Origin of the sequence: Bacillus cihuensis, from assembly GCF_000504145.1 — a bacterium.
In the GTDB taxonomy this organism is placed as follows: domain Bacteria; phylum Bacillota; class Bacilli; order Bacillales; family DSM-1321; genus Peribacillus; species Peribacillus huizhouensis.
Genome location: NZ_KI632495.1, coordinates 2,364,518 through 2,390,784, shown reverse-complemented (window position 1 = coordinate 2,390,784; position 26,267 = coordinate 2,364,518). Strand labels below are relative to the sequence as shown.

The following is a 26,267-nucleotide window of genomic DNA, read 5'->3' as shown; positions in this document are numbered from 1 at the left end:
AAGAATATTTAAGTTCAATACAGAAATACAGTGAATGTTAATAAGGAGTATGTTTAGTTCATTATAACTATAAGAATTTAATAAATTCGAGAAAGGACGAGAGAGTATGACTGAAGGAAAAAAAAGTAATCTAGGGTATGTGCTAAAAGAATTATTAAAGGAACGTTCATTATCAATGCGGAAACTTAGTGAGCTCACTGAAATCGATACAGCTACAATCTCAAGGATCATAAATGGTAAGCGAAAAGCAACTCCCGAACATTTACGAAAATTTGCAGACATCCTTAATGTGCCAATCACTGAGCTATTTGTAGCTGCAGGTTATGATATTGAGCAGAGGCAGGAAAAGCTAGATTCAGATATCCATATTTCTGTTGACAGCATTCAAAAATTTCTCGAATCCTCTGATATAAATATTAATAATTTTACAATCACAAGTGTGGAACAGAAATTAGCTAATTATGAACAATATACACAAACGGAAGAAGGGAAAGAAACGATTCTTAATAGCTTTGAAGAGAAGCTTCAGAAAGTTGGGAGCATAGGTCCGTTTATTAATCATTTGAAGAATATGTATGAGAAATTCAGAATGATGAAGGGGACTCCGGGTGAACTCGTCATAATTGGAAGTGCACTTCTATATTTCATTTTGTCCGTAGATGTTATTCCGGATTATATATTTCCGATTGGTTATTTAGACGACGCAATCGCTGTACAACTTGTAACAAATGCACTATCGATAAAAAAATGAGGGGTAACATATCTAATTTGTTTAACATGCAGTTCTAACAATTTAGTTTGAAAAATAACCCGAATCTACTAAAAAGGTTAATTTTGAACAACTTTTTTAGGTAAAAGATTTAATTTAAGTGAATGGTGATTTTATATATGAAGAAAAGAAATAGGACTAAAAATAAATGGAAAAGAAACCTTTTTCTGTTGATTTCGTTATTAATCATCGTGATCCTTTATTGTGTTTATCAGTATAATAAAGGATTATCTGAGGCGAGCGATGGGATGTATAAGAATGATGGAACAATGTTTGATCCGTTTCAAGGGAAGGAGCCGCAATTTGGTGAAATTAATATTCTGTTAATAGGATCTGACGCCAGAGGTGATGAACAAGCGCGTTCTGATGCGTTAATGATTGCTCACTATAATCAAAAATCTCATAGTTTGAAAATCGCATCTATAATGAGAGACACGTATGTTGATATTCCAAATCACGGCAAGCAAAAAATGAATGCCGCTTTTGCGTTTGGCGGGCCAGAACTTGTAAGACAAACGATTAAGCAAAATTTTGATGTTGATATTAATTATTATGCTGTTGTTGATTTTAACGGCTTTTCGAAAATTGTAGATATTATCGCACCTGACGGGATAGAGGTTGAGATTCCATATGAAATGTCATATGGAATTGGAATGACATTACATCCAGGTAAACAAATTTTGCATGGTAAGGAATTGCTAGGATATGTTCGTTTTCGTCAAGATCGCTTAAGTGATTTTGGGCGAGTGGAAAGGCAACAAGAAGCGTTGTCTAAGATTAAGGAACAGGCAGCCTCTATGCAAAGTGTTGTGAACCTGCCAAAGATACTTGGAGTTGCGGATCCGTACATTGATACAAATGTAGATATAGGAACCATTCTTGCAATGGGGAAAGGTTTGATTGCAGGGAATTCTAAACAAATGGAAAGCTTAAGAATACCTATTAAAGATTCTTATGTTAATGAACGGGTTAACGTAGGATCCGTTCTAAAAATTGATTATGAGAAAAACAGACAAGCTTTAAAAGCGTTTTTGTCACAGGACAATGAAAGGCCCACTAGTCAAGAAAAAAAAGAATAGAGTAGTAAGTTTGTCTAATTTCATAGCGTTAGTTCGCTAAGGAATCGTGGGTCAGACTTTTGTATTTCAAGGAATAATATGGGTTACTCAATAAAAATTGTTGAAGAGGCAAAAAGAGAATTCCATTTAAGATTCTTTTTTATATACATATTTTTACGGTGTTGTGGAGATCAAGAAAATTGATGGTAAATGGGATCTAAGGGGGGGAATTAATAGTAACAAGGGGTGTTACTGGTTACTAACCAAGGAGTTCATAAAGACTAAATTCCGACTTGAACACTTGATTCCATAGATAAGTTAGGACTTTTAGGATGGAAAACTCTTGGTTTTGGAAGTTGAGAGAAATTCGCACATGTTATTTTTCACGCATCTCATAAAGGATAATTAATCATTAACAAAAATCCTATTTATGTAGGTGATAAAGCAGTTCAATAAACTATTTGACCGCTTATAAGATACTTTATATGGTGGCTTCAGAAAGGCGTGGCACTTTATTTTGGAAGATAAAACCCTTAATGTAATTGAACATATGGAGGAGTTGCGAAGAAGGATCATTATTTCTGCTTTATCATTCTTAGTGTTTTTGATAATAGGGCTTTTTTTTGTGAAAAAAATATATTTATTTTTTATGGGGAGTTTTGATGATCCGTTACTTATTTTAGGACCAGGGGATATTATGTGGATTTTCTTCCATATTGCTTGTGTTTTCGCTTTTGCTGGGACCACTCCAATTGTCGCTTACCAATTATGGATGTTTGTAAAGCCTGGTTTACAGCCGCAAGAAAGACGAGTAACTCTAGCGTATATACCGGGATTATTCATCCTTTTTATTGCTGGATTAGGGTTCGGCTATTATTTCGTGTTTCCTAACCTCTTGAATTTTCTAATAAACTTAGGTAAGGATATGATGGTTACTTCTTTTACAGCTGAAAAATACTTTGACTTTTTAATAAAAACCACTTTGCCATTTGGGATTGCTTTCGAATTACCTCTCGTCATGATGTTTTTAACATCAATTGGTGTTCTTAACCCACATAGCTTAACAAAGTTAAGAAAATATGCTTATTTCATTTTGGTGATTATTGCTTCTATGATCTCACCGCCTGAGTTTATTTCTCATATTTCTGTAGCTGTACCTTTAATTCTCATATATGAAATTAGTATTATCCTATCAAAAGTTGTTTTCAATAAAAGAAGAAAGAGGCAAAGAGATATCAATATGAAAGGGAAATCCATATAATCTAGAAGGTAAATGACTATCGGTATGTGTAATTCATATAGATTCCTCATCAGATTAGGAAAGCTATTGTTTATATTATGGACACCCCGAAAGAGCCAGTGCTCCTTTCCCAATTATTTTTCCTACAATATTTTAATAACTTACCTAACGTAGCACTATAATGTCTCGACCTTCTTCACCGGCCGTTCAAACAATATGGACTTTTTTTCTGTGGTGTAACGGGGGCGTGGGACTGTAATCCCATAAATAAACTGTCCGCCCCTATTTATATAAAACAGTTTCCACCTATTTAAGGAAATCAAAGAAAGAGATGATTGTATGAATTACGAATTATTTAAAAGCATCCATAATTTATCTGGTCATAGTTATGCATTGGATAATCTTATGGTCTTTATAACAAATAAAGCGATTTACATTTTTGCGTTGGCACTTTTGATTCTTTGGATATTTGGTAGTAAATCCATGAAACGTGCTGTATTATATGCCGGTGGAACAGGAGTTCTCGCGTTGATCGTAAATGTACTGATTGCGCACATTTACTTTGAGCCACGTCCATTTGTTACACATGACATCCAAACCTTGATTCCTCATGCTGCGGACTCTTCTTTTCCTAGTGATCATTCAACAGGAGCTTTTACGATTGCAATTGCTATGTGGTTCCGATATAAAAAAATTGGTATCCCCCTATTTATTTTAGCCCTATTAACTGGCTTTTCCCGCATTTGGGCGGGACTTCATTATCCGTTTGACGTAGTAGGCAGTTTAATTGTGGCCATTGTTGTCTCTTATGTGATTGTAAAATTATCAAGATTGTTCGATCCAATTGTAAATTGGATTATTTCTATCTATGACTCGATTTTTGACAGAAGTAGCAGATCTAATAAATCTTCGCGAACTTAAAACTTCTTTTGGGAGTGCGCTATCTGCAAATTAGGGTGTCAGAGGTGACCCGGAATCTTTTGTGTAAGATGTATTAAAAAGTTCTAATGCTATTCTAATTATCATTTTACGAGTCTTTCATCTTGATTTTATTTCTCTAGGGTAAGATTCATACTGTAGTAAATAATGAATAATAAAATGAAGAGTTTATTCTTTTCAACATTAGTAGCTCATGTTGTAATCGGGGGCAGTTATAGTGTTGTTGCCACTGCCCAAACAAAAAGCTTCTGTTGAAACAGAAGTAAACGACACTTAAAACAAATTGCACTTTCCAGAAACAAGTAATGATTAGCGAAAAAGAAGTAAGTAAAACAGCTAAGTACCCTAACTGTTCAAAAGGTTGAATTGGAAAAGGAAGATCCTACAGTTGTTTACGGAATCAAAATCGAAGCAAAAGACAGAAATGACAATCTGCGCAAGTGTATGCAAAAACAAGCAAGATTGTAAAAATAGAAAAGGAAGAAAAATGAAAAGGAGTAGACGACAAAGAGTAATATGAACAATAGGTAGGTATCCGATATTTTATATACTTAAATCGGCACACCTTTTTAATTGAAGAATCCCACAGGAGACCAATTATGAAAAAAATCCTTATTATTGAAGATGAAGTGAATTTATCGAATTTTATTCGGTTAGAGCTAGAGTATGAAAAACATGAAGTCCACGTTGCATTTGATGGAAGAGATGGTTTGGCAAAAGCTTTGAATGAAGACATCGACCTTATATTATTAGACTTAATGTTGCCGGGTTTAAACGGGATTGAAGTATGCAGAAGAATTCGAAGTGCTAAAAATATCCCGATCATTATGATTACCGCAAGAGACAGTGTATTAGATCGTATTTCCGGGTTGGATAGTGGTGCTGACGATTATATATCAAAGCCTTTTCAAATTGAGGAGCTTTTGGCAAGAATGCGAGCGATTTTCAGAAGAGTTGAGAACGGAAACCAAAGTACCCACAAGTTAACCTATAAGGATCTTGAGATGGATTTAGAGGCAAGGATTTTGAAACGAGACCATGAAATCATTGAGTTAACAAAAAAAGAATTTAATTTACTTAAACTGTTAATGAAAAACGTAAACCGAGTGTTAACAAGGGAAGTCCTTTTAGAAGAAGTCTGGGGATATGATGCATTGATTGAAACTAATATCGTTGATGTATACATCAGCTATCTGAGAGCTAAAGTGGATTGGGCTGATCAAGCCTCGTACATCCAAACCGTAAGAGGGACTGGATACGTAATAAGAAATTAAGGTGGACAATAGTAGATGTTGGACAAATTATCTATAAAATGGAAAATGACCATTTTATCAGCCATTGTAATTTTTTTGATATTTATGATCTGTAATCTTCTTCAACTGATTCTAATCCAAACCTTTACTTCAAAACAAGAAGAAGAGTCGTTATTGAAACGTTCGGATGAGATTCAGGCTTTTTTATCCGAACAAGCCAGGCACATGGATGGCGAAGGAAAGCAGATGGTGATGTCGGAAAAATTTCTTGAAAATATTATAGAGAGTAATGAAATGATGCGAATCCTTGATCATAATGGACAAGAGATATTTAATATTTCTGATGATTTTCCTGATATTCAAAACGAAGTGCAATCAATAAATCCAGGCTTTTCTCGTGTAAAAGTAGGTGGAGAGAGTGTGCTTGTGTACAAGAAGTCATTAAACGTTGGATCCTTTAATGGGACTATGGAAATAGGATCTGATGTGGAGATGTTTGAAGTTTTCTTGGAGAAGGTTATCTGGACATTAATGTTAGGTACGCTACTATCTTTAGCATTAAGTTTTGTAAGTGGTCGAATACTCGCAGGGAAATTATTATCGCCGCTTCGAGTGCTTACGAAGACGATGAGAAAAATAGAAGATCGCCAATTTGAAGAACGTGTGCCAATAATCGAAACAAAGGATGAATTTTCACAGCTTAGTATCATTTTTAATAGCATGATGGATAAAATTGAAGCTTCTATGTTACAACAAAAAAAGTTTGTTGAAAATGCATCGCATGAGCTTCGTACTCCATTAGCGATCATTCATGGTCACCTTTCTCTATTGAAAAGGTGGGGGAAAGATAACAAAGAAGTATTAGAGAGCTCATTAAACACAAGTATAAATGAAACGAACCGGATGATTGAATTGACCAACGAACTTCTATGGCTTACGCAAATCGACAATCGCAGAGAAAAACATGATATTCTCCGACCATACAACATTTTTGAACCTATAAATGAAGTTATTAGCAATTACAGGCTTATTCATTCAGAGTTAATAATAATCACTGAAAATTATGCAAACAATGATATCAGATTAGCGATACCAGAAGAACAATTAAAACAACTACTAATCATTATCATGGATAATGCAATTAAATATAGTGGAGAAAAGAAAGTAATTGCGATAAAAACCAATGATATGAACGAGAAATTTAAAATTGATATTCAAGACAAAGGGTATGGCATCAGCAATGAAGATTTGCCTTTTATCTTTGATCGTTTTTATCGAGTAGATAAGGCTCGCAATCGTGAGAGCGGAGGCAGTGGGCTAGGTCTTGCAATTGCCAAAGAATTAATTGAAGAATATAAGGGTAGTATACGAGCTGAAAGTGTGCTTGGAGAAGGTACGACGATCAGTTTGATTATCCCGTACTATCGATCTTAAATAAAGGAAAGTTAAAGATATGTTCCAAAAACAAAAGAAAATTCGAGGAGTTTTCAGCATGAAATACAAAAGGTATTTGTTGAGTGCTTTTCTAGTAGGATTGGTTTCTCTTATCGGTTTTAGTTTTATGGCTCTTCTAATTAGCGGCCCAAGGATCGTTCGATTTGATCAAACCGTTATTTCTTTGATTCAGGGTTTTGAGTCACCCAAGCTGACAACTGTTATGAAGCTTTTCACATACATCGGGTCGTTTCCTTCTATGTTTGGTATTTGTCTTTTAGTGTCTCTTTTTCTTTATTTTGTATTGAAGCATCGTGCAGAACTCCTTTTGTTCGGTACTGTCATTATTGGAACCCCCATCTTAAATCATATTTTAAAACAATACTTTCATCGAGCACGGCCAGATTTACATCGATTGATTGAAATAGGAGGCTATAGCTTTCCAAGCGGTCATGCGATGAATGCATTTGCTGTATATGGAATTCTTTCGTTCCTATTATGGCGCTATATACCTACCCGTTTGGGAAGGGGCGCTCTGATCATGATTAGCAGTATATTTATTCTTATGATTGGTACTAGTAGGATCTATCTGGGTGTACACTATCCGAGCGATATTATCGGAGGGTATTTCGCCAGCGGCTTTTGGCTTGCCTCCTCTATTTGGTTTTTTCAAAGATACAAAGAGAAGCAATTTGAAAGAATACATTTCTCTGAGAACAAAGGATAATTTGTTGACGAGATTTTAAACAATATGGAAAGGTGTTTTTTTTAGAATATCTATACAGAACGAGGAGCGTTAAAATGGAAAATTGGATAACCGAAGTCATGAATACGTATGGATATATAGGAATTCTTCTCTTGATTGCTTTGGAGAATATTTTCCCACCTATTCCATCTGAGGTGATTCTAACATTTGGAGGCTTTATGACCACCACATCAACTATGAGTATTTTCGGGGTGATTGCCGTTTCAACGATTGGTTCAGTAGTTGGGGCGATTGTTCTTTATGGTATAGGTTTACTTATTGACGTAAATCGATTGGAAAAAATCGTTGATAAGTGGGGACATATTTTGCGCTTAACCTCAAAAGACATTAATAAAGCGAATGCATGGTTTCATAAATTCGGAGTTTGGGCAGTTTTCCTTGGCAGGCTTGTTCCGTTAGTTAGAAGTTTAATTTCTATTCCAGCTGGTATGGCTCATATGAATTTTGGGGTATTTTTACTGTTTACTACTGTCGGTTCCTTAATTTGGAATAGTATTTTAGTATGTGTTGGAGCGGCAGTGGGGGATTCATGGGGTACGATTGTCGGGTATATGGATACGTATTCTAATATGGTCTTACTCCTTTTGGTTGTGCTTTTTGTAGTATTTATTTTACTTTTTATAAAAAATAGAAAGAATAGAATCAACAGGCACAGTAAGTGAATCCTGCTGAAAAACCCATAGAGTTGAATTTTTCCCCCGTTCGTTAAAGTAAAAATTTACGAACGGGTTATTTTTGCTTTAAATCAGCTGTTTTGTGCGTTCGTAAAGCTCGAAAAATCATTTGCGAACGTTCGTTTATCAAGGGTGATTTATAAATAGAAGTGAGCAGAAACCATTATATTGTTAAGTATTCGTATGAAGGCGTTTAGAATTAATTGGGCTGAGCCGTATCATAAGTAAATGAGGTTTATAATATTAAATAAACTCTAACTTATACATGTTTTGTACAAATGCTAAAGATAATACAGTTATTGAAACCTATCCAGAGCGAATAGCGGGTTTTCGTCGTTATTTGGATTTGCTAAGCACTGCACCTGATGAGAAAGATAATCTAAATGCTATGGATGTTAAACATTTAAATGGAGACATTGAATACAAAGATGTAACATTCGGTTATGAAGGAAAAGGAACAGTCCTCAGTAATATTAACTTTAACGTAAAGAGAGGAGAAACAATTGCACTTGTTGGCCCATCTGAGGATAGAACAAGGAACACATAATGAGCTGATTGAAGTTGGAGGAACATATAACAAACTTCATAATACACAGTTTCAAATTTCATAACTATGTAAGGACAAAAAGGTTTCTTTTTTTAGATGGTAACCAATTCGCAAAGGCTGGTCGCCATTCAGGAGTGTTAAAGAATTGATCAACTGTTTGAGTTTCGGAATGCTAAACTATAAATAGGTTAAGCTGGGCAACTCCTCATGCCCAAATTCCGTTATTTTGGTTGAATACATTCATGATAAGGTCAATGTACCTATTAGAATGACCCAATCACTGAAACGATTGGGCCAGTTTTCCTTTGTCTATTTTTTTAAAAGCTTTATAATGATAAAGGATGTATTTTAGTTAGTATTCTCTCTTAAGGCGTTTTTATCTATCGGTTTAAGAGAAAGCTTGAAGTATAGAAGGCGGGCGGAAATTAAATGAAAAAAGTTGGATTTGATTCGGAGAAATATTTGCAAGAACAATCTGCCTACATCCTAGAACGGGTGCAGCAGTATGATAAACTTTACTTGGAATTTGGCGGAAAATTGATAGGCGACAAACATGCCAAGCGTGTCTTGCCTGGATTTGATGAAGATGCCAAGATCAAATTATTGAATACGCTGAAAGAAAATGCGGAAATCATCATCTGTGTGTACGCTGGAGACATCGAGCGGAACAAAGTCCGTGAAGATTACGGTATCACTTATGACCAAGATGTCTTACGCTTAATTGATGAATACCGGGCATATGGCATTTCTGTCAACAGTGTCTTGCTCACTCGTTATCAAGGACAGCCAACAGCCAAAGTATTTATGACCAAGCTTGAGAGAAGCGGAATTAGCGTCTGCACCCACAGTGAAATCAAAGGTTATCCCACAAATGTGGACGCGGTCATTGGCGAGGGAGGATTTGCGATGAATCCCTATATTAAAACGACAAAGCCAATCGTGGTAGTAACGGCACCTGGCCCGGCCAGTGGAAAGCTTGCAACCTGCCTTAACCAAATGTACCATGAGAATAAATTGGGGAATAAAGTCGGCTATGCCAAGTTTGAGACTTTTCCGGTTTGGAACTTGCCGTTAAAGCACCCGGTAAACATCGCTTATGAAGCGGCTACCGTCGATTTGAAAGACGTGAATATGATTGACAATTATCACTATGAAGCATACGGGAAAGTAGCGATCAATTACAATCGTGATATTGAGACGTTTCCTGTCATCAAACGGATTATTGAAAGGATTACTGGTAAAGAGTCTGTTTACCGCTCACCGACCGATATGGGTGTTAATCGTCTGAAATCGGGTATCACCGACGATATGGTCGTGCAGGAAGCTGCCAGGCAGGAAATCATTCGGCGCAGTTTCGTCGTAGAGAACGACTATAAAAAAGGGCTTGCCGATGAAGATAGTGTGCGCCATATGCAAGTGATTTTGGAAGAGACTGACTTAAAGAAAGAGGATCGGGCACCTGTATTGCCGGCCCGTAATTATGCGAAAGCAATCCAAGAGAGAATTGACAGCACGAATTTGCAAGCCGTAATTGCGATAGAACTGCCAAATGGCGAGATGATCACCGGTCGAACGACAACTTTGATGGATGCTTCGGCAGCTGCGATTCTGAATGGGTTGAAGAAATTGGCCAATATTGCCGATGAAATTGATTTGTTGTCACCGATGATTTTGCAGACGATTCAACGGTTGAAAACCGATGATTTGAACAGCCGAGTCCCGACACTAAGCGCCAATGAAGTGCTGATTGCACTGGCAATCAGTGCGGTCACCAACCCTACTTCTGAGCTGGCTTATAAGCAACTGCCGAATTTAAAAGACACACAAGCTCATTCTACGGTTATATTGAATAGGGAAAACGAACAGACCTTTAAGAAGCTTGGAATCGACATCACCAATGATCCAGTATATCCGACTGAGAACCTGTATTACAATTAGGTTTTGGAAAACGCCTGCCTTTTTCTTCTTACATGGAAGCCTAAGGCAGATGTTTTTTCGTTTATAGAGTTTACTAAAAAGGTGTAGTCTTTTCCTAATGAGAAGACTACACCTTTTTGGATTAATGGATTAACTGCCGGAATGTCTGTTGGAACCTATTAAGGACAAGCTTTAGCATACTGGAGGTCAAGCACGGGAATGAAGCCTTTTTCTAGCAGTATTGTTTTCAGCTATGATTGGAAGATATTCTAATGCTTTTCCTAATCCATAGAGAGGCATATTGCCATAAATAGATTCATAAGCACCTTTTTTTACTTGATACGTTTCATGATATATCCCAACTGCACTATTGTTCCCAACCTTTTGATTGAACTTTTTCCAAGCAGTTAAATGCTTTTCATTTTTTGCATATACGAGTAAATCATCCAACGAACGCCAATAAAAGCATATGGCAAAAATCCAGCTATCACTGTTGAAAGTATAGAGATCCCTGATCCTAAACAAGGTGAAGCACTGGGAAGAATTCATGCTGCCCGGCTTTATCCCTTTGCGCTTAAAATGGCTAAAGAGGAACTGGGGCACTTCTAGCAACAATCCTTAATAGACCAAAACAACAGCCGGAACATGGACCAGATGATGAATCAAAAAGAACGAATGCCACAATGATGGCAGGGCAATAGATAGAAAAATAGATGATCTTGTCTCGATAACGAGAAAAGGTCATTTTTCATTTAGGCTATTACTAGCAGTATCTACCATATCACGTGTGTTGATCAACTAAAATTATACAATGTTAAATAGATTCAGCTGCCGATGAAATTCCAATATCTTTTCACGCTAATCCTCCATTCCAAAGGCAAGGCATCACAAAGAAACAGGCGTGTAGTCGTTTGTCAGTGAACAAATGAACTGATAAATGGACCGATACTACAAAGTTCGGACCGATTCTGGACCGATAAATGACTGATACTATAATATTCAGATTGATAGTTGTCTAATAATATAGGGGCTTAGGTCGATATTAAATTAAATAAAAACCTCATTTAGATACATTACGGTGAACCTTATCATAAGTAAATGGTGGTTTTAGTAAGAACCTTAATTATCTAATAAAATAATTACACCATCTTAAAGACAGGCGTTGATTATGACTGCCTGTCTTTAAAGGGTTATTTCAATGTTAACAAATACTTTATCAAAGCGTCTTGTTCTTGTTGAGAAAAACCTGTTGAAGCATCTACCCAATATTCATGCCCTTCCCCTGTTACATTTGATTTCCTTAGGCTTTCTGCAGATTGATTGGCTTTTATGACTTGATTTCTTAAGTTTTTGTCAACTAATGCGCGTAAACTGTTATATGGATCCGGTAAAATACTTTTATTTAATGTTCCTTCTATTCCTAATTCACTTTTAGTGTTTGCTCCAACTGCGACACCACCGTCATGGAGATATGGCGCAGACCAATAAAGGCCAATAAGACTAGGGACCTTGTAGCCCCCCATTGTATTTCCAATTCCAAATGCAAGATTAATTTGCCTAGGGTCTAATCCTTGAGTCGGAACTTTTAACAATAGCGAGCCTTTTGGTACAGGAACAGGTGTATCAGGTGAATAAATAACGGGGTCTGTCAAAAACTCGCCAACTTTTCTTAAACCAATCGCTCGTGTTGGTTCCGTACCAATTTTTTTCACAGATATAATTTGATTATTGGTATAAAACCTACCTGCATGACACGATATACAGGACCCGTTTGCAAATACCTGTTTGCCTAATTGCTTTTCCTCATCTGTTATCTTAATCGGTGTTTTCGGAGGAACAAGGGTATTTTGAAACGCTGACATTCCGTTATTTTGTTCCCCGACATTTGTTCCTGGCGAGCTGACGATTAGCCCATTCGGTGATATAAGTGAAGACCTCGGATAGGAAGGTAATGTAATCGCTTTGTTTACGCCAGGAGCATCCGGGGTAGGATCGACTTGTGCAAAAAATTCTGAAGGCTTTTTCCCTTTAGCCGGATCAAACCGATATTTAGGATTCGCCGCATTCTGCAAAATAGTTCCTAAATATACCTCTTTGTCGATTCCAAAAAGAGCTTGACTGGCTTCGGCAATTGTCGTCAAATCAGAACCTTGGGCATGAACAGCATTATTTAACGTACTTAACCCTTTAAACGGTCCAGCCATTGCAAAGCCACTCCAGCTGTAGGGATGATCCCCTAAAGTGAACGAATCCGGAATCTGCGTGGGATTACTAATAAAATCACTGGTAATATCAAAGTTTCCCTTTGGCCATTTGATTACACTTTCATCAACAGCCGCTTCCAACGCCTTGGAATCCGGTAAGGGTTCCTTTTTACCTTCACTCGTTACAACAGTTTTCTCTAAGTTTTTCACATAATCCTTTAAAGATGCGATTTCAGTTCGTGCAAAATAAGCTGCTGTGTTAGTACCTAAAGCAAGAAGAAGTCCGAAATTAGCATCCGTATTAACAGCCCCTTCGATTACTTTTTGATTAATAGGATCAACAGTGGCATGGCATGCTACACAGCTAAGTCCTACTTTTAACTTTCCCTCTGATTTTACAATCGGCAAACCAAGAACTTCGTTAGAACCTTTTACCACATCAAATCCGGTATCCACTTTTGTTCCTTTTTTATATGTTTTTCCCCCGATCGTTACTGTTTCTGCTAATTCGACCTGTAAATTCGTTGTGCCCTTACCGTTTAACTCTTTTATTGCTTTCTGAAAATTTTCAATTGTGAGCGGTCCGTTAAAAGCACCAAGAATATCGGATAAAAAGACTTCATTTCCAAATGTTTCTTCGTAAAATGACTTTCTACCTAAATCTAATAGAGCTTGATCAATTTTTACAGCACCATTCTTAGGAGATAATAGCTCTCTTCCCTTGGCTGTTTGCATTAAATTATGGGCCTCTTTATGTGAGAAGGTTCTTCCCCAGAGGTCAAATGCAGGTTGATCCTGGTCCTTCTGCCATGTCACCTTATCAGGTTTTACAATTTGGTCTTCAGATGGAATAAAAGCATACACCGGTTTATTTAAAGCTAAAATGAACGCTAGAATGGCACCCAAACAAAACATCCATTTTTTTGTTTTCACCCCAACGTCCTCCTCTATGGAAATGAATTGTTAAAAGTCACCTTTATTTTCCACCTATTCAAAAAAAATATACCCTATCGAATCACTGTTTCTTTTCAACTTTAGTATTGAATCAAAAGTTCAAAAACAGTAAGACTTTAAGGCATTCACCTATAATCCCTTTAAGAATATGCTAAATAACACAAAACCGAAGGAGGCTTTATTATGTATCATCATTTTGGGTATGTAAAAAAGTGCGAAACAGTACCTGTTACATATCCCCCACAATTCCAGCCCCAGCAGCCAGGTATTGAATCTTTGATGATTCCAAGACCTATCTCCGAAAATTCTTATTATACTGGAAGCAACAAACTATTGAATAAAACCGCCATCATTACTGGAGGAGACAGCGGTATCGGCCGGGCTGTTGCCATTGCTTTTGCAAAAGAAGGGGCGGATGTTGTTATTGTTTATTTAAATGAGCATGGGGATGCATTCGAAACAAAAGACAGAGTTAACCAATTGGGAAGACAATGCTTGACAATCGCGGGAGATATTGGGGATGAGGAGTTTTGTCATTATGTCGTTCAGAATACAATGGATGCATTTGGCCATCTTGAAATCCTAGTCAATAATGCAGGGGAAGCACATTCACAAGCAAGTATCAGCGACATATCAGTAATGCAGCTTAAACGTACTTTTCAAACAAACATATTTTCATATTTTTATCTTACACAAGCAGCTATTCCCTATCTTAAAAAAGGAAGCTCCATTATCAATACGACCTCAATCGCTGCATACACCGGACATGAATACGCTATCGATTATGCCGCTTCCAAGGGAGCAATCGTTTCATTCACCCGCTCGTTAGCATTATCGGCCATTAATCAAGGAATTCGGGTCAATGGCGTTGCTCCAGGACCTGTATGGACCCCTCTTATCCCATCAAGCGGTCCGCCAGAAACTTATGCAACATTTGGAAGTGACACTCCAATGAAACGTGCTGCACAACCTTTTGAACTGGCACCTGCTTATGTGTATTTGGCGTCGGACGACTCCTCGTATGTAACAGGACAAATTCTTCATGTAAACGGTGGAATTATAATAAATGGATAAAAAGTGAAACTTCCATCTAATGATTTTAGCCCCTTGTTGGCTATCGATTCAATTATCCGTCTACTACCTATAGTTTAAAAATCTTAATTATTTACCATGTATATAACCCTGAAAGGATATCTACTAGTTAAAAAGGAGGGGATATAACATATCACGTGTCCTGAATATTAGTATAATTTGGTAAAGTGGAGATAATATAATCTCATTTTAAACTTGGGAGGCATTAAATTGAAAAATTATAGTTTTATTGGACCTTTAATAGCAGATGCCTTACCGTTTGTCATATTTGAATTTTTTAGAAGTGAACTTTTTGAGAATCCTTCTTTTATAAGTAAACGTCAAGTAGCCCCAAATACACGATTAAAATTGTGTTTTCGGGACTATTTTTTGTTTGCTTCCCTTTTTCCCGGTACCTTGCATATGGAAAATACATCCGTTGACCGAGGTAAGACTTTGTCTATTTCTTCTTTATTCGTTACATCCATATTTGGTAGCGTTTCAAATAAATAGCGAAGATAATGATAAGGACTTAAACCGTACTCTTTTGCCGTTCCAACCACACTATACATGATGGCGCTCCCTCTGGCACCTCGCTGGGTATTCGAGAACATCCAATTTTTTCTCCCAATCACAAACGGTTCAATGGAACGTTCACTTCTATTATTATCGATTTCTAAATGGCCATCCAATAAAAAAGCTTCAAGATGGTTCCATTGATTCAAACAATAAGTGATGGCTTTTCCTAGAGCCCTTTTGGGTAGAACACGATCTTTTTGTTCATAAAGCCGTTCTGAAAAAAGATCTAGAATGGGCCTGCTTTTTTCAAGTCGCTGTTGATACCGTGCCATAGAATCGACATGCTTGAGCTTTCTTTCAATTGAATTTTGGATTTTATGGAGAGGTAGAGATAAAATCTTTGAGTTATTATCCCTTGTGATTGTATTAGGTGGCGGTGGAGTGTACGAGGAAAGTATAAGGGGAATTTTTCATGAACTCTCACCACTTAATCATTCGTTTACGGATCAGCTATTTTACTCTTTTCCAAGTGAACAAGCATTAATGGCTCTTGTGATTTACGGGTTTGTTGTTTTTATTTTAGTACATACAACAAGGAAATTTTGGATTTATACATATGTTCCTATAGCTGGACTAGTTATTTTATTTCTCACAGCGACCAGCCGTTTATTTTTGGAAGTTCAACTCCCTAGTGATGTTGCGGCCGGGTATGTATTTGGCGGAGTATGGTTAGGAATAAATATTCTTCTGTTGGTTATTTTATGTTTAATGAGAAGCGTGGATAATCACTCGAATAGGCAGCTAGTGTAAAAGGAGAGCTATAAACAAAAGAATCACTCATCTAATTTACGCAGTTTGCTTAGAATGAGAGGACAATCTGGAACTATTGGTTGTGGGCAGGTGGGATACCTAGGTGAAAAGTTTGTTTCAACCCCAACCTTGGTAGAATTCTTAAGTGATTTTAATCGTATTTTCATTAAAGTTTCATTTAAATATTGTATGATGAATTTCATTTCAGAATACTAAAGCAGGACGTTTGTTGAAATTGATTACCCGTTTTAAGTAAAAAAGGAGATGAATTCATTGGCAAAAAATCCAACTATTTCTGATGTAGACGTGGCTTCCCCTTCAAGAGGCCGACAAATGTTGAACAAAGTCCCAGAAGTCACGATTTTCTTCTGGATTATCAAGATTATGGCAACCACTGTGGGGGAGACGGCTGCAGACTTTCTAAACTTTAACTTGCATTGGGGATTAACTAAAACGACCTATCTCATGGCTTTTCTCTTTCTTATCACGCTATTTTTTCAGTTCAGGGCGAAGAAGTATGTGCCATGGATCTACTGGCTCACAGTCGTGCTTATAAGCGTTGTCGGTACACTAGTCACGGATAACCTTGTGGACAACTATGGGGTCGCACTGATGACGACCACCATCATCTTCGGGCTCGCGATGCTAGCAACTTTTGCGGCTTGGTACGCAAGTGAAAAGACCTTGTCCATTCACTCTATCTATACGACCAAGAGGGAAGCTTTCTACTGGTTGGCCATCCTGTTCACCTTCGCCTTGGGGACTGCAGCCGGTGACCTTATAGCAGAGGGACTCAACTTAGGTTACTTGATTTCAGCGCTAATGTTCGCTGCAGTAATCGGGTTGGTGACCATTGCCTACTACTTTTTTAAGATGAATGCAGTGCTGGCCTTTTGGATTGCCTACATCTTGACCCGTCCTTTTGGTGCCTCTCTTGGCGACTACCTGTCACAATCTCGCCATGCGGGTGGTCTTGGTCTGGGTACGACGGGAACTAGCGCAATCTTTCTCGTAGTCATCCTCATTTTGGTCATCTACTTGACCAAAACTAGAATCGATGAGAACTCGCGCTTCAGATCAGAGGACTAAAGAACAAGCTAACGTTTTTAAATAGTAAATAATGGTCTTTTTTATAAGAGGTTGATTCAAACAAGGATCAACTCTTTTTTATATGCGTCCAACATGGGTGCATTCTATAAGGTGTAAATCTCAATCTATGAAGGCATAAATATTAGGTTTCATGCAAGTTTGTCCACGATGTCTCGGAATCTGAGGTGACTGAAGGAAAACCACTATTCTGAGGTACACAAACTTCATAAAAGGATAATGATCATTAAATAAGTTTGCGTACAAAACAAATTGGTCGTTAAAACTTGACCATTTCCCATGAATTTTGTCTTGTAAATAAATACCTAACAAAATGTCTCTTTATATCCTTATTAGAATTCTTAAGATTTTCACACTGTATATTCAGATTTGTTGGACACAATATACTTTGTCAGGCATACAAAGAGGGGGATCTATATGAACGTCTTTCGTTTCATTCAACAATATTTCAAACATCCGCGTTTCGTAGGAGCTATGATTCCAAGTTCTAAAGAATTGGCAAAGCAGATGGTAGCACCTATCTGCTTTGAAAAAGCAACGTGTATCATTGAGTATGGACCGGGGACTGGTGTATTTACAGAAGAGATTATTAAGAATAAACATCCAGAAACGATCCTTTTAGTTATTGAGGTAAACGAATCATTTTATAGGATACTAAAAGATAAATATAAACACATGGACAAGGTGTTTATTGTTCATGGATCTGCAGAAGATGTGGCACATATCAAGGAACAGTATGCGATCTCTAAAGTGGACTATATAGTATCAGGCCTACCTTTTACAAGCCTCCCCCTAATGATATCCCGCAATATTTTACAACAGACGAATAAAATCTTAACGAAAGAAGGTAAATTTATCACGTTTCAATATTCAAAAGTGAAACAAAACTTCTTCCGTACCTTTTTCGGTAACATTCAAATTAAAAAGGTGTATTGGAATGTTCCACCAGCCTTTGTATTTACTTGCAGTTTCTAGTGTTTCATGAGGATTTCAAAAATAGGAAGTAAAGACATAGCTGTTTACATATTAGAAATTTTTAATTTTTTTATTAATCAACTTTAACTATTTTTGAAGGGGAAATTAAGAAATATGGAGTATTATTGGTTTTGTAAAGAGGACATGGGGCGGGGCTTCGCGACTTACTAATATAGACAATCTAATTAGCGTAGCGTGCTTCAGGATTAGGCATTCATGTTAAATGGTGGAGTTTTAACGCCATTCAGGTTTTGTAAGTAGCAAGACATGCTATATAAAATGAGGAGGAAGAATAAATGATTGGAACAAAATTGTTAGCATCTGTATTAGCTTTAGGAGTTGTGGGTGGAGGAACTGTTGGGGTACACGCAATTCAATCAACTTCAACCGTAGGCCATGAGGATACAGAAGTAGCAGAGAAGCAAGATATAAATGAACAAGCAAAATTACAAAAAGAAGCTTCAATCACTCAAGATGAAGCGACAAAAACAGTTTTGGATCAATACCAAGGTGGCACTGTAAAGCAGGTCGAATTAGAAGATGAAGATGGTTCTGTGGTATATGGTGTTGATGTAGTTTCAAAGGACGGCAAAAACTATGATGTGAAAGTGGATGCCAAAACTGGTAAAATTACAAAATCCGAAAACGATAATGAAAATGGCGACGAAGCCGAAGATCATGATAAAGAAGTCAATGATGATAACATTGACGAAAATAACTAAATTTAAATGTTAAGGTTCAAAGGTTTATTATGAATATTTGTTATCCATAATTGATCATAAGAAAGGATGTCCCATAAGTAAGGGTCAGACTCTGCAACTACAAAATACAGTTTAAATGAAGTGTAAGTAGCGGTTTAAACTGTGTGGTGAATGCTGAGTCAGATCCCCCATTAGGACATCCTCTTCATGATTTCATTTGATGAAAAAGCTTCCATGAATTTAAGGATATCAAATAAAGGATGATTATATGAATTACGAATTTTTTAAAAGCATCCATAATCTTTCTGGCCATAATCATGCATTAGATAACTTTATGGTATTTATAACGAATAATGCTATTTACATTTTTGCGTTGGCACTTTTGATTCTTTGGATATTTGGTAGTAAATCCATGAAACGTGCTGTATTATATGCCGGTGGAACAGGAGTTCTCGCGTTGATCGTAAATGTTCTGATTGCGCACATTTACTTTGAGCCACGTCCATTTGTTACACATGACATTCAAACCTTGATTCCTCATGCTGCGGACTCTTCTTTTCCTAGTGATCATTCAACAGGAGCTTTTACGATTGCAATTGCTATGTGGTTCCGATATAAAAAAATCGGTATCCCCCTATTTATTTTAGCCCTATTAACTGGCTTTTCCCGCATTTGGGCGGGACTTCATTATCCATTTGACGTAGTAGGCAGTTTAATTGTGGCTATTGTTGTCTCATATGTGATTGTAAAATTATCAAGATCGTTTGATCCGTTTGTAAACTGGATTATTTCTCTCTATATGCCGATTTTTAATAAAAAGAAGCAAAACAAATAAATCTAACTCTTCTCGAAACTTCTAATGATGTGCCTGGAATGGAAGTCTAAAGGGGTATGGGGGAATCTAGTATCCTGGTAATCAAGTTTGATTGAAATAAAAAAAACTCATATTTGATTATAACGAGTTCCGTTTAGGGAGAGAAAATGGTATAAAACACATCTATTCGTCCATCAAATCTAACCCAAAATGACACTAAAATTAGCACAAAAAAACGCTTGGTAATACAAGCGTCCTCAGTTGTTAATTTCTTATTATTTACTGTACAAAAAATCCCACTTCTTTATTATTCAAGAAATGGGATTAATCCTAGATATTTAATTGTTACTGTTAATTCGTCATTTATTTCCATTTAAATAACCAATATTCTCTTTCATAAAATATATTGGTGGTTTTATTCTTAAGCTAACTATCACCTTTAAGAGGTAGCGTCAGGAATTGACAATTTACAGCGTTAAGGAAAAAATAATATAAAAAAGTCCAATTTCTTAATTTAATGCTGAGAAATTGGACTATTTTTCGTTACTCAAGAAAAGCGCCCGATTTTTGAAGTTCGTACAACAATAATTTTTATCTGAATTGCCCACAAGATAACATAATAAAAAAGTTTACAAATAAAGATGTATTGTATGTGTGTTTTTCAAAGGAGGGTGAAACAGTGGTTAACCAAGGACATCATGACATGGAATCAAAAAACCAAATGTTAATTGCTCCTGAAACTTTTGCTGCACCACCTGAATCATTAACGGAACAACTATTTATTGAGCGATCATTAGTTGAGAACAAATTTTGGTTACGAATTATGAAAGAGCATTCCTATTTTTTGGGTGAAGGGTTTAGCCGGCATGACAAGCATCTTATCCAGCAAACAGATCGTTTCTACCATTATTTTGAAGAACAGGAAAAAAGAGCGTATCAAACCCCCAATAATGTAACTGCAGTCCGTAAGTTAAATGAAGATTCAATACAGCTTGTTTTAGGATTACGGAATTTTAAACGAAATTTGCTCATCCTTATAATCAATTGTAAAGTCATGGGCTTTAACTTCCCTCTCCTTGTTGATCATACAGCACGTGAGGCTGAATATTTTATGAGGACGTTAAAAAAATTTAATGAAGGGATTTTGGACCCTATCCAGGATGCGATTATCAAGGAAAATGTATTTTGGCTAAAAATTATGATGGAGCATTCGCGATTTATCGCATCGCTGCTTGATCAATCGGAACGGAATTTAGTGAAAACCGCTTTAAAATTTGGGGATGATTTTGAAGTCCTTCTCAACCAGGCAAGGGATGTTGAATCGATGCTATATAAGAAACAACCGACCTATCCCATCATTGGAAAGCTTAATAAGGATAGTGAGAACGCAACACATGAGCTTAGGGATTTTAAACAGGCAGGGTTAGATTTCATAAAGACCTGTCAAATCAGAAATGTCATCGACCCGTTGCTGGCTGACCATGTAGTAAGAGAAGCAGATCATTTCCTTCAAATGGTCCATGTTTTAGAGGAGAGGTTAAGAGTAAAGCAACAGGAAGAAATGATGATGTAAGAGAGAAGAAGAGACTTATTCTGTAATATTAAAGCTAAGTGGTGGTAATTGAGGTTTTTAAAACCAATATCTTGTCCATAAGGGGACCTCAAAATAATGTCTTTACTATATATTCCATATAAATTGAATTACCCTTTTTCACTACCTCAATACACAATAAGTCTTACTCCATTAAACGTTGATGTAACAATAAAAAGGCAGACCAACTCGCCATGCGAATTAGTCTGCTAGTTAAGATTCTAATTATACGTTTCCTCTCCCTTATCGGAACCCGTTAATTTAATTACCCTATTTTTATAAACGATCGACAAGAGGTGGAGTAAGACGATTAGCGTTTGAATACATTAATTGTCTTGCTTTGTTGTTCTGCAGCAGGTGGGTTTTTGTTTACATAACCGATATTTTGAATTGGATTAGATAGGAGAAAACTGAATGAATGTTTCCGTCTTTATCCAACTGTTATTTTAAAGCTACACTAACACAAATATATCCAAAAAATGTCTGTATTCAAATAATAGCTATAGATGAACGGTTGTAGTAAATGTGGGTTTGCCCTTTTTATTATGGGTCAACATCATAGTTATAATAAATCTATTTTTTAGAATTTAATTGACATTTTAAATATTAAGTTATATATTTAAAAAAATAAAATAATATATGGATACATTCTTATCAAGAGATGTGGAGGGACTTGGCCCTATGATACCTCGGCAACAGGTTTTTACTTTTGTAAAAATACTGTGCTAATTCCAACGAACGTAAGTTTGAAAGATAAGAAGAAGCCTTTACTAGATAATTAATAGAAGTGTATTCTTTTGTATTTGTCTAAGTAAGCCTCTTCTGTCTAATGATGGAAGAGGCTTTTTCGTGTTACAGCTTTGAAAAGAAACAACATGGGGGAGAGTAGATGATTGAATTTCAAAATGTAAAAAAGATGTATGAATCAAAGAAACAAACCGTTGAAGCTTTGAAAGGGATCGATTTAGTCGTTGAAAAAGGCGATATTTTCGGTGTTGTCGGCTATAGTGGCGCCGGAAAAAGTACGTTAATCCGGTTGGTCAATTTACTCGAGCGTCCGTCAGAAGGACAGGTATTGGTGAATGGCAAAGCGTTGACTTCGTTAAAGCCGAAAGATTTACGAACAGAGAAAAAGAAAATTGGGATGATTTTTCAACATTTTAATTTGCTTAACTCGAAGACGGTTTTTGATAATGTAGCGATGCCGCTCATCTTATCGGGTACACCTGCAAAAGAAATTCATACACGAGTTAATGAATTATTGGAATTTGTTGGTCTTTTGGGGAAGGCGAAAAATTATCCAGAGCAATTGTCTGGTGGTCAAAAGCAGCGAATCGGCATTGCACGTGCTCTAGCAACGAATCCTTCGATTCTGTTATGCGATGAAGCCACATCGGCGCTCGATCCACAAACGACAAGTGCTGTTTTACAGCTATTAAAGAAAGTAAACAGGGAATATAATATCACCATCTTGCTAATTACCCATGAAATGTCGGTCATTCGCGAAATTTGTAATAAGGTGGCGGTTATGGAAGGTGGGCGGATTGTTGAGCAAGGTTCTGTGTTTGACGTATTTGCCAAGCCGCAAACAGAGATTGCTCAAAACTTTGTCCGAACAGTAATTCATGACGAAATTCCGCAAAGCTATATAAGCCAGGCGGAAGGGAATCCGATTATCTGGAAAATTAATTTTATTGGAGCCAATTCAGGTAAGCCTTTATTATCAACAGTTGCTAAACGATTTGATGTTGATTTAAATGTTTTATCAGCAAATATTTCGGAAATACAGGAAACGCCTTTTGGTAATTTAATTATTGAAGTGACAGGCGAAAAAAGCGAGATTAGGAAAGCATTTGACTATATTCAAGCTGAAAATATTCTTGTGCAGGAGGTGAGGATACATGAGTAACACATTGTGGGGTATGGAAATTACTGCTGATCAGCTGTTAACTGGTTTTGGCGATACGCTTTATATGGTTGCCTTATCACTATTATTTTCAGTTGTGATTGGACTTCCACTGGGAATCTTACTAGTTATTACTAGGAATGGTCACATTTTAGAGAATAAGTGGGTATTTAACGTATTAAACCCAGTTATTAATATTTTACGGTCTGTCCCGTTCATTATTTTACTAGTTGCACTGATTCCATTTACTAGATTCGTAGTCGGTACAGCAATTGGCACAAATGCAGCGATTGTTCCCTTGATTTTTTATGCGGCGCCTTATATTGCACGACTTGTGGAAAATTCACTTTTGGAAGTAGACAAAGGAATTATTGAAGCTGCGGAAGCTATGGGAGCGACGACATGGCAAATTATTTTTCGCTTTTTAATTCCGGAAGGACTTAGCTCATTAGTACTTACGTTTACAACAGCTACAATCGGACTTGTCGGCGCTTCAGCGATGGCCGGTGCGGTTGGTGCAGGTGGAGTTGGTGACCTTGCTTTAAGTTATGGGTATCAACGCTTCGATACGATGACGATGATTGTCACGGTTGCAGCACTAGTGGTAATTGTTCAATTACTGCAATCAACTGGAAATATCGTTTCAAAAAAAATCAGAAGAAGATAATTGGAGGAATAAAAAATGAAGAAATTATTAATTGCAGTCTTAGTACTGGCACTTGCTGTGTTGACGGCATGTGGAAAAACTGATGAAAAAGGCAGTGCAGAGGGTGAAAAAACGGTGAAGGTCGGCGTTAGTAGCGGGGATACAAGAATATGGGATTATATTGTTGGCATTGCTAAAGATGAAGGGCTAAATATCGAGCTCGTTAAGTTTAATGATTATATCCAACCGAATCTTGCATTAGCTGAAGGGGAGATCGATGCAAATTCCTTTCAAACGATTTCTTATTTTGACGAGTTTATTAATAAGCAAAAGTTGGATTTAGAAGCAATTGGTTCGACGGTTATTGCGCCAATGGCGTTGTATTCAAAAAAATATGAAAAACTTGAAGAGCTACCAGAAGGAGCAACGATTGCTGTACCTAATGAAGGAACGAATTTTGGACGTGCCTTGTTACTATTGCAAGAGGCGGGCCTGATTACGTTAGTTGAGGATTTTGATGGAAATGGAGCATTAAATAAAATTGCAACCAATCCGAAGAATTTGAAGTTTGAAGCAGTGGCTGCTGGAAATACTCCGCGTTTCTTAGATGATGTGGATGCGTCCGTTATTAATAACAACTTTGCTATGGAAGCAGGTCTGAAATTAGATGAATCCTTATTCCATGAAAGTGCCACAGCGAAACCATACATTAATATTATTGCAGTGAAAAAAGGGAATGCAGACCGTCCGGAACTACAGAAGTTAGTTGAACTTTATCAATCGGAAAAAGTGGAACAATTTATCAACGATACATTTAAAGGAAGCTCAATCCCGGCCTATGTTTCGGTAGACGAGTTGGTCAATTATAAAGATGCATGGACGAAACCTGCTACTAAATAAACTAGTACATTGATACTAAAGCCGAAGCCAGATAGAGAAACGAAACTTTGTCTGGCTTCTTTCTAATTAGAAGGGGGCAAGAAACTATGACCATTGTTAAGGACGTTCACTTGCAAATCATTGAAGAAGATCTTGAACTTCGTGCAAATACATATGTTGAAACAAGCCAAAAGATTCATGCAAAACCTGAAATAGGCAACCAAGAATATTTTGCTTCGGACACGCTAACGGCTTTACTAGCCGAAGCTGGCTTTAATGTGGAGCGAGATATCGCTGGTCATGAGACAGGTTTTATTGCGAGAAAAAAATCTTCCAAAGAAGGTCCAACAATCGCTTTTCTAGCCGAGTATGATGCATTGCCAGGGCTCGGCCATGCTTGCGGTCACAATATCATTGGTACAACAAGTGTCGCGGCTGGTATTTCACTTGCAAAGGTTCTCGATGAGACAGGTGGAGAAGTGATTGTATTTGGTACCCCGGCAGAGGAAGGCGGGCCAAATGGAAGTGCAAAAGGAAGCTATGTCAAACAAGGCTTGTTTGATGGTGTCGATGCAGCAATCATGATCCATCCGTCAGGAGAAACAGGTGTGACGAACCCATTTCTTGCTGTCGATCCGCTGGAATTTCATTTTTACGGAAAAGCAGCTCATGCAGCCGCTTCACCGGATCAAGGAATTAATGCGCTCGATAGCGTCATTCAATTGTTTAATGGCATTGGTGCTCTCAGGCAACAATTGCCCTCCGATGTAAAAATTCATGGCATTATTACAAACGGTGGCGATGCCCCTAATATTATCCCTGAATATGCATCAGCTCGCTTCTTTATTCGGGCTGATACATGGAAAAAGTGCCAGAACGTATCGGAGAAAATTCAAAACATCGCTAAAGGAGCGGCCCTTTCGACTGGCAGTACTGTCAAAATTGAACGCTTTCAAAATGAAATCTATAACTTTATCATCAACCCTGTTTTAGATGACTTATTGGCAGAAGAGTTAACTCAATTGGGAGAGACGGTCATCCCTCGAAAAACAACTGGGTATGGCTCGACAGATGCAGGAAATGTCAGTCATGTTGTCCCAACGGCTCATCCATTTATTAAAATTGGCCCAGATGATTTAATTGCGCATACTAATGAATTCCGTGAATGTGCAAAGTCAGAAGAAGGAAATCGTGCCCTTCTTATCGGTGCTAAAGCTTTGGCATTTGCCGGGTACAAGTTACTTACTGATCAAGAATTACTGAATAAAGTAAAAATCGCGTTTCTTGAAGCAAAGCAACAAGAGCAATTGTAAAATACATACCGAATTTAGATCCATACATGGTTGTTGAGTACAGATACAGGGTTTAATAGCATTAATAGATTAGTTGCCCGGACTTGAATAATGACTATTGCAGTAAAAAATTCAGCTAATCAAGAGGAATGATTCGATTTTTCCCACTATTCAATCTTTAATAATAACAGAGTTATTAGA

23 protein-coding genes, 2 pseudogenes and 1 riboswitch are annotated in these 26,267 nt (G+C 37.1%); of the genes and pseudogenes, 22 read left to right on the top strand and 3 right to left on the bottom strand.

Annotated elements, in window-relative coordinates; all coding sequences use genetic code 11:
• Positions 1–106: 106 nt before the first annotated feature.
• From V179_RS0117195 to V179_RS0117150, 10 genes are all read left to right on the top strand, one after another.
• Positions 107–751, top strand: a complete 645-nt coding sequence (locus tag V179_RS0117195) for a helix-turn-helix domain-containing protein (RefSeq protein WP_028392582.1) — start codon at positions 107–109, stop codon at positions 749–751.
• Between the two features lie 137 nt (positions 752–888).
• Positions 889–1,848: an LCP family protein gene (locus tag V179_RS0117190; RefSeq protein WP_028392581.1), complete on the top strand. Its 960-nt coding sequence runs from the start codon at positions 889–891 to the stop codon at positions 1,846–1,848.
• 529 nt (positions 1,849–2,377) lie between these two features.
• Entirely contained in the window at positions 2,378–3,088 is a 711-nt protein-coding gene (tatC, locus tag V179_RS0117185) for a twin-arginine translocase subunit TatC (protein WP_326929555.1), read from the top strand.
• Between the two features lie 318 nt (positions 3,089–3,406).
• Positions 3,407–3,988 carry an undecaprenyl-diphosphatase gene (locus V179_RS0117180; protein ID WP_028392579.1) on the top strand — a complete coding sequence of 194 codons (582 nt, stop codon included), beginning with the start codon at positions 3,407–3,409 and terminating at the stop codon, positions 3,986–3,988.
• 617 nt (positions 3,989–4,605) lie between these two features.
• The gene (locus V179_RS0117175) at positions 4,606–5,280 is read left to right on the top strand and encodes a response regulator transcription factor (RefSeq protein ID WP_028392578.1); all 675 of its coding nucleotides are present in this window, start codon (positions 4,606–4,608) and stop codon (positions 5,278–5,280) included.
• A 15-nt stretch (positions 5,281–5,295) separates the two neighbouring features.
• Positions 5,296–6,693: a HAMP domain-containing sensor histidine kinase gene (locus V179_RS0117170; protein ID WP_028392577.1), complete on the top strand. Its 1,398-nt coding sequence runs from the start codon at positions 5,296–5,298 to the stop codon at positions 6,691–6,693.
• A gap of 58 nt (positions 6,694–6,751) precedes the next feature.
• Positions 6,752–7,420, top strand: coding sequence for a phosphatase PAP2 family protein (locus tag V179_RS0117165; RefSeq protein WP_034301306.1), 669 nt, complete (start codon positions 6,752–6,754; stop codon positions 7,418–7,420).
• A 74-nt stretch (positions 7,421–7,494) separates the two neighbouring features.
• The gene (locus V179_RS0117160; RefSeq protein ID WP_028392575.1) at positions 7,495–8,121 is read left to right on the top strand and encodes a DedA family protein; all 627 of its coding nucleotides are present in this window, start codon (positions 7,495–7,497) and stop codon (positions 8,119–8,121) included.
• 352 nt (positions 8,122–8,473) lie between these two features.
• Positions 8,474–8,680: a hypothetical protein gene (locus tag V179_RS0117155; RefSeq protein ID WP_152534752.1), complete on the top strand. Its 207-nt coding sequence runs from the start codon at positions 8,474–8,476 to the stop codon at positions 8,678–8,680.
• 429 nt (positions 8,681–9,109) lie between these two features.
• Complete coding sequence (locus V179_RS0117150) at positions 9,110–10,618, top strand: DUF1846 domain-containing protein (protein WP_028392573.1); 1,509 nt, start codon at positions 9,110–9,112, stop codon at positions 10,616–10,618.
• A 186-nt stretch (positions 10,619–10,804) separates the two neighbouring features.
• On the opposite strand, the gene V179_RS28240 is transcribed toward V179_RS0117150, so the two are convergent.
• Both V179_RS28240 and V179_RS0117140 read right to left on the bottom strand, forming a co-directional pair.
• A complete protein-coding gene (locus V179_RS28240) occupies positions 10,805–11,122 on the bottom strand; it encodes a monooxygenase family protein (protein WP_235179066.1) in 318 nt (105 codons plus the stop codon).
• A 665-nt stretch (positions 11,123–11,787) separates the two neighbouring features.
• A complete protein-coding gene (locus tag V179_RS0117140; protein WP_028392572.1) occupies positions 11,788–13,716 on the bottom strand; it encodes a hypothetical protein in 1,929 nt (642 codons plus the stop codon).
• Between the two features lie 222 nt (positions 13,717–13,938).
• Here V179_RS0117140 and V179_RS0117135 point away from each other — a divergent pair, with 222 nt between their 5' ends.
• Positions 13,939–14,829, top strand: a complete 891-nt coding sequence (locus tag V179_RS0117135; protein WP_028392571.1) for an SDR family oxidoreductase — start codon at positions 13,939–13,941, stop codon at positions 14,827–14,829.
• Positions 14,830–15,209: 380 nt separating this feature from the next.
• Here V179_RS0117135 and V179_RS28235 read toward each other — a convergent pair.
• A pseudogene (locus V179_RS28235) lies at positions 15,210–15,710 on the bottom strand (IS66 family transposase); the annotation flags it as partial.
• Between the two features lie 76 nt (positions 15,711–15,786).
• On the opposite strand from V179_RS28235, the gene V179_RS0117125 reads away from it, so the two are divergent.
• From V179_RS0117125 to V179_RS0117080, 11 genes and pseudogenes are all read left to right on the top strand, one after another.
• On the top strand, positions 15,787–16,155 hold the full coding sequence (locus V179_RS0117125) for a phosphatase PAP2 family protein (protein WP_235179062.1): 369 nt from the start codon (positions 15,787–15,789) through the stop codon (positions 16,153–16,155).
• A 264-nt stretch (positions 16,156–16,419) separates the two neighbouring features.
• On the top strand, positions 16,420–17,244 hold the full coding sequence (locus V179_RS0117120; RefSeq protein ID WP_028392569.1) for a COG4705 family protein: 825 nt from the start codon (positions 16,420–16,422) through the stop codon (positions 17,242–17,244).
• Between the two features lie 435 nt (positions 17,245–17,679).
• Positions 17,680–18,237: a class I SAM-dependent methyltransferase gene (locus V179_RS0117115; protein ID WP_028392568.1), complete on the top strand. Its 558-nt coding sequence runs from the start codon at positions 17,680–17,682 to the stop codon at positions 18,235–18,237.
• A 296-nt stretch (positions 18,238–18,533) separates the two neighbouring features.
• Entirely contained in the window at positions 18,534–18,959 is a 426-nt protein-coding gene (locus V179_RS29230) for a PepSY domain-containing protein (RefSeq protein WP_051405001.1), read from the top strand.
• A 247-nt stretch (positions 18,960–19,206) separates the two neighbouring features.
• On the top strand, positions 19,207–19,773 hold the full coding sequence (locus V179_RS0117105; RefSeq protein ID WP_028392567.1) for an undecaprenyl-diphosphatase: 567 nt from the start codon (positions 19,207–19,209) through the stop codon (positions 19,771–19,773).
• 682 nt (positions 19,774–20,455) lie between these two features.
• Positions 20,456–21,325: a DUF2935 domain-containing protein gene (locus V179_RS0117100; RefSeq protein WP_034301785.1), complete on the top strand. Its 870-nt coding sequence runs from the start codon at positions 20,456–20,458 to the stop codon at positions 21,323–21,325.
• 666 nt (positions 21,326–21,991) lie between these two features.
• Positions 21,992–22,103, top strand: a riboswitch (SAM riboswitch).
• Between the two features lie 129 nt (positions 22,104–22,232).
• Positions 22,233–22,755, top strand: a pseudogene (locus V179_RS32530) (methionine ABC transporter ATP-binding protein); the annotation flags it as partial.
• 77 nt (positions 22,756–22,832) lie between these two features.
• On the top strand, positions 22,833–23,252 hold the full coding sequence (locus V179_RS32525) for an NIL domain-containing protein (protein WP_407637254.1): 420 nt from the start codon (positions 22,833–22,835) through the stop codon (positions 23,250–23,252).
• Positions 23,253–23,265: 13 nt separating this feature from the next.
• Positions 23,266–23,916: a methionine ABC transporter permease gene (locus V179_RS0117090; protein ID WP_028392564.1), complete on the top strand. Its 651-nt coding sequence runs from the start codon at positions 23,266–23,268 to the stop codon at positions 23,914–23,916.
• 15 nt (positions 23,917–23,931) lie between these two features.
• The gene (locus tag V179_RS0117085; RefSeq protein WP_028392563.1) at positions 23,932–24,795 is read left to right on the top strand and encodes a MetQ/NlpA family ABC transporter substrate-binding protein; all 864 of its coding nucleotides are present in this window, start codon (positions 23,932–23,934) and stop codon (positions 24,793–24,795) included.
• Positions 24,796–24,881: 86 nt separating this feature from the next.
• A complete protein-coding gene (locus V179_RS0117080) occupies positions 24,882–26,087 on the top strand; it encodes a M20 family metallopeptidase (RefSeq protein ID WP_028392562.1) in 1,206 nt (401 codons plus the stop codon).
• The last annotated feature ends 180 nt before the right edge of the window (positions 26,088–26,267 follow it).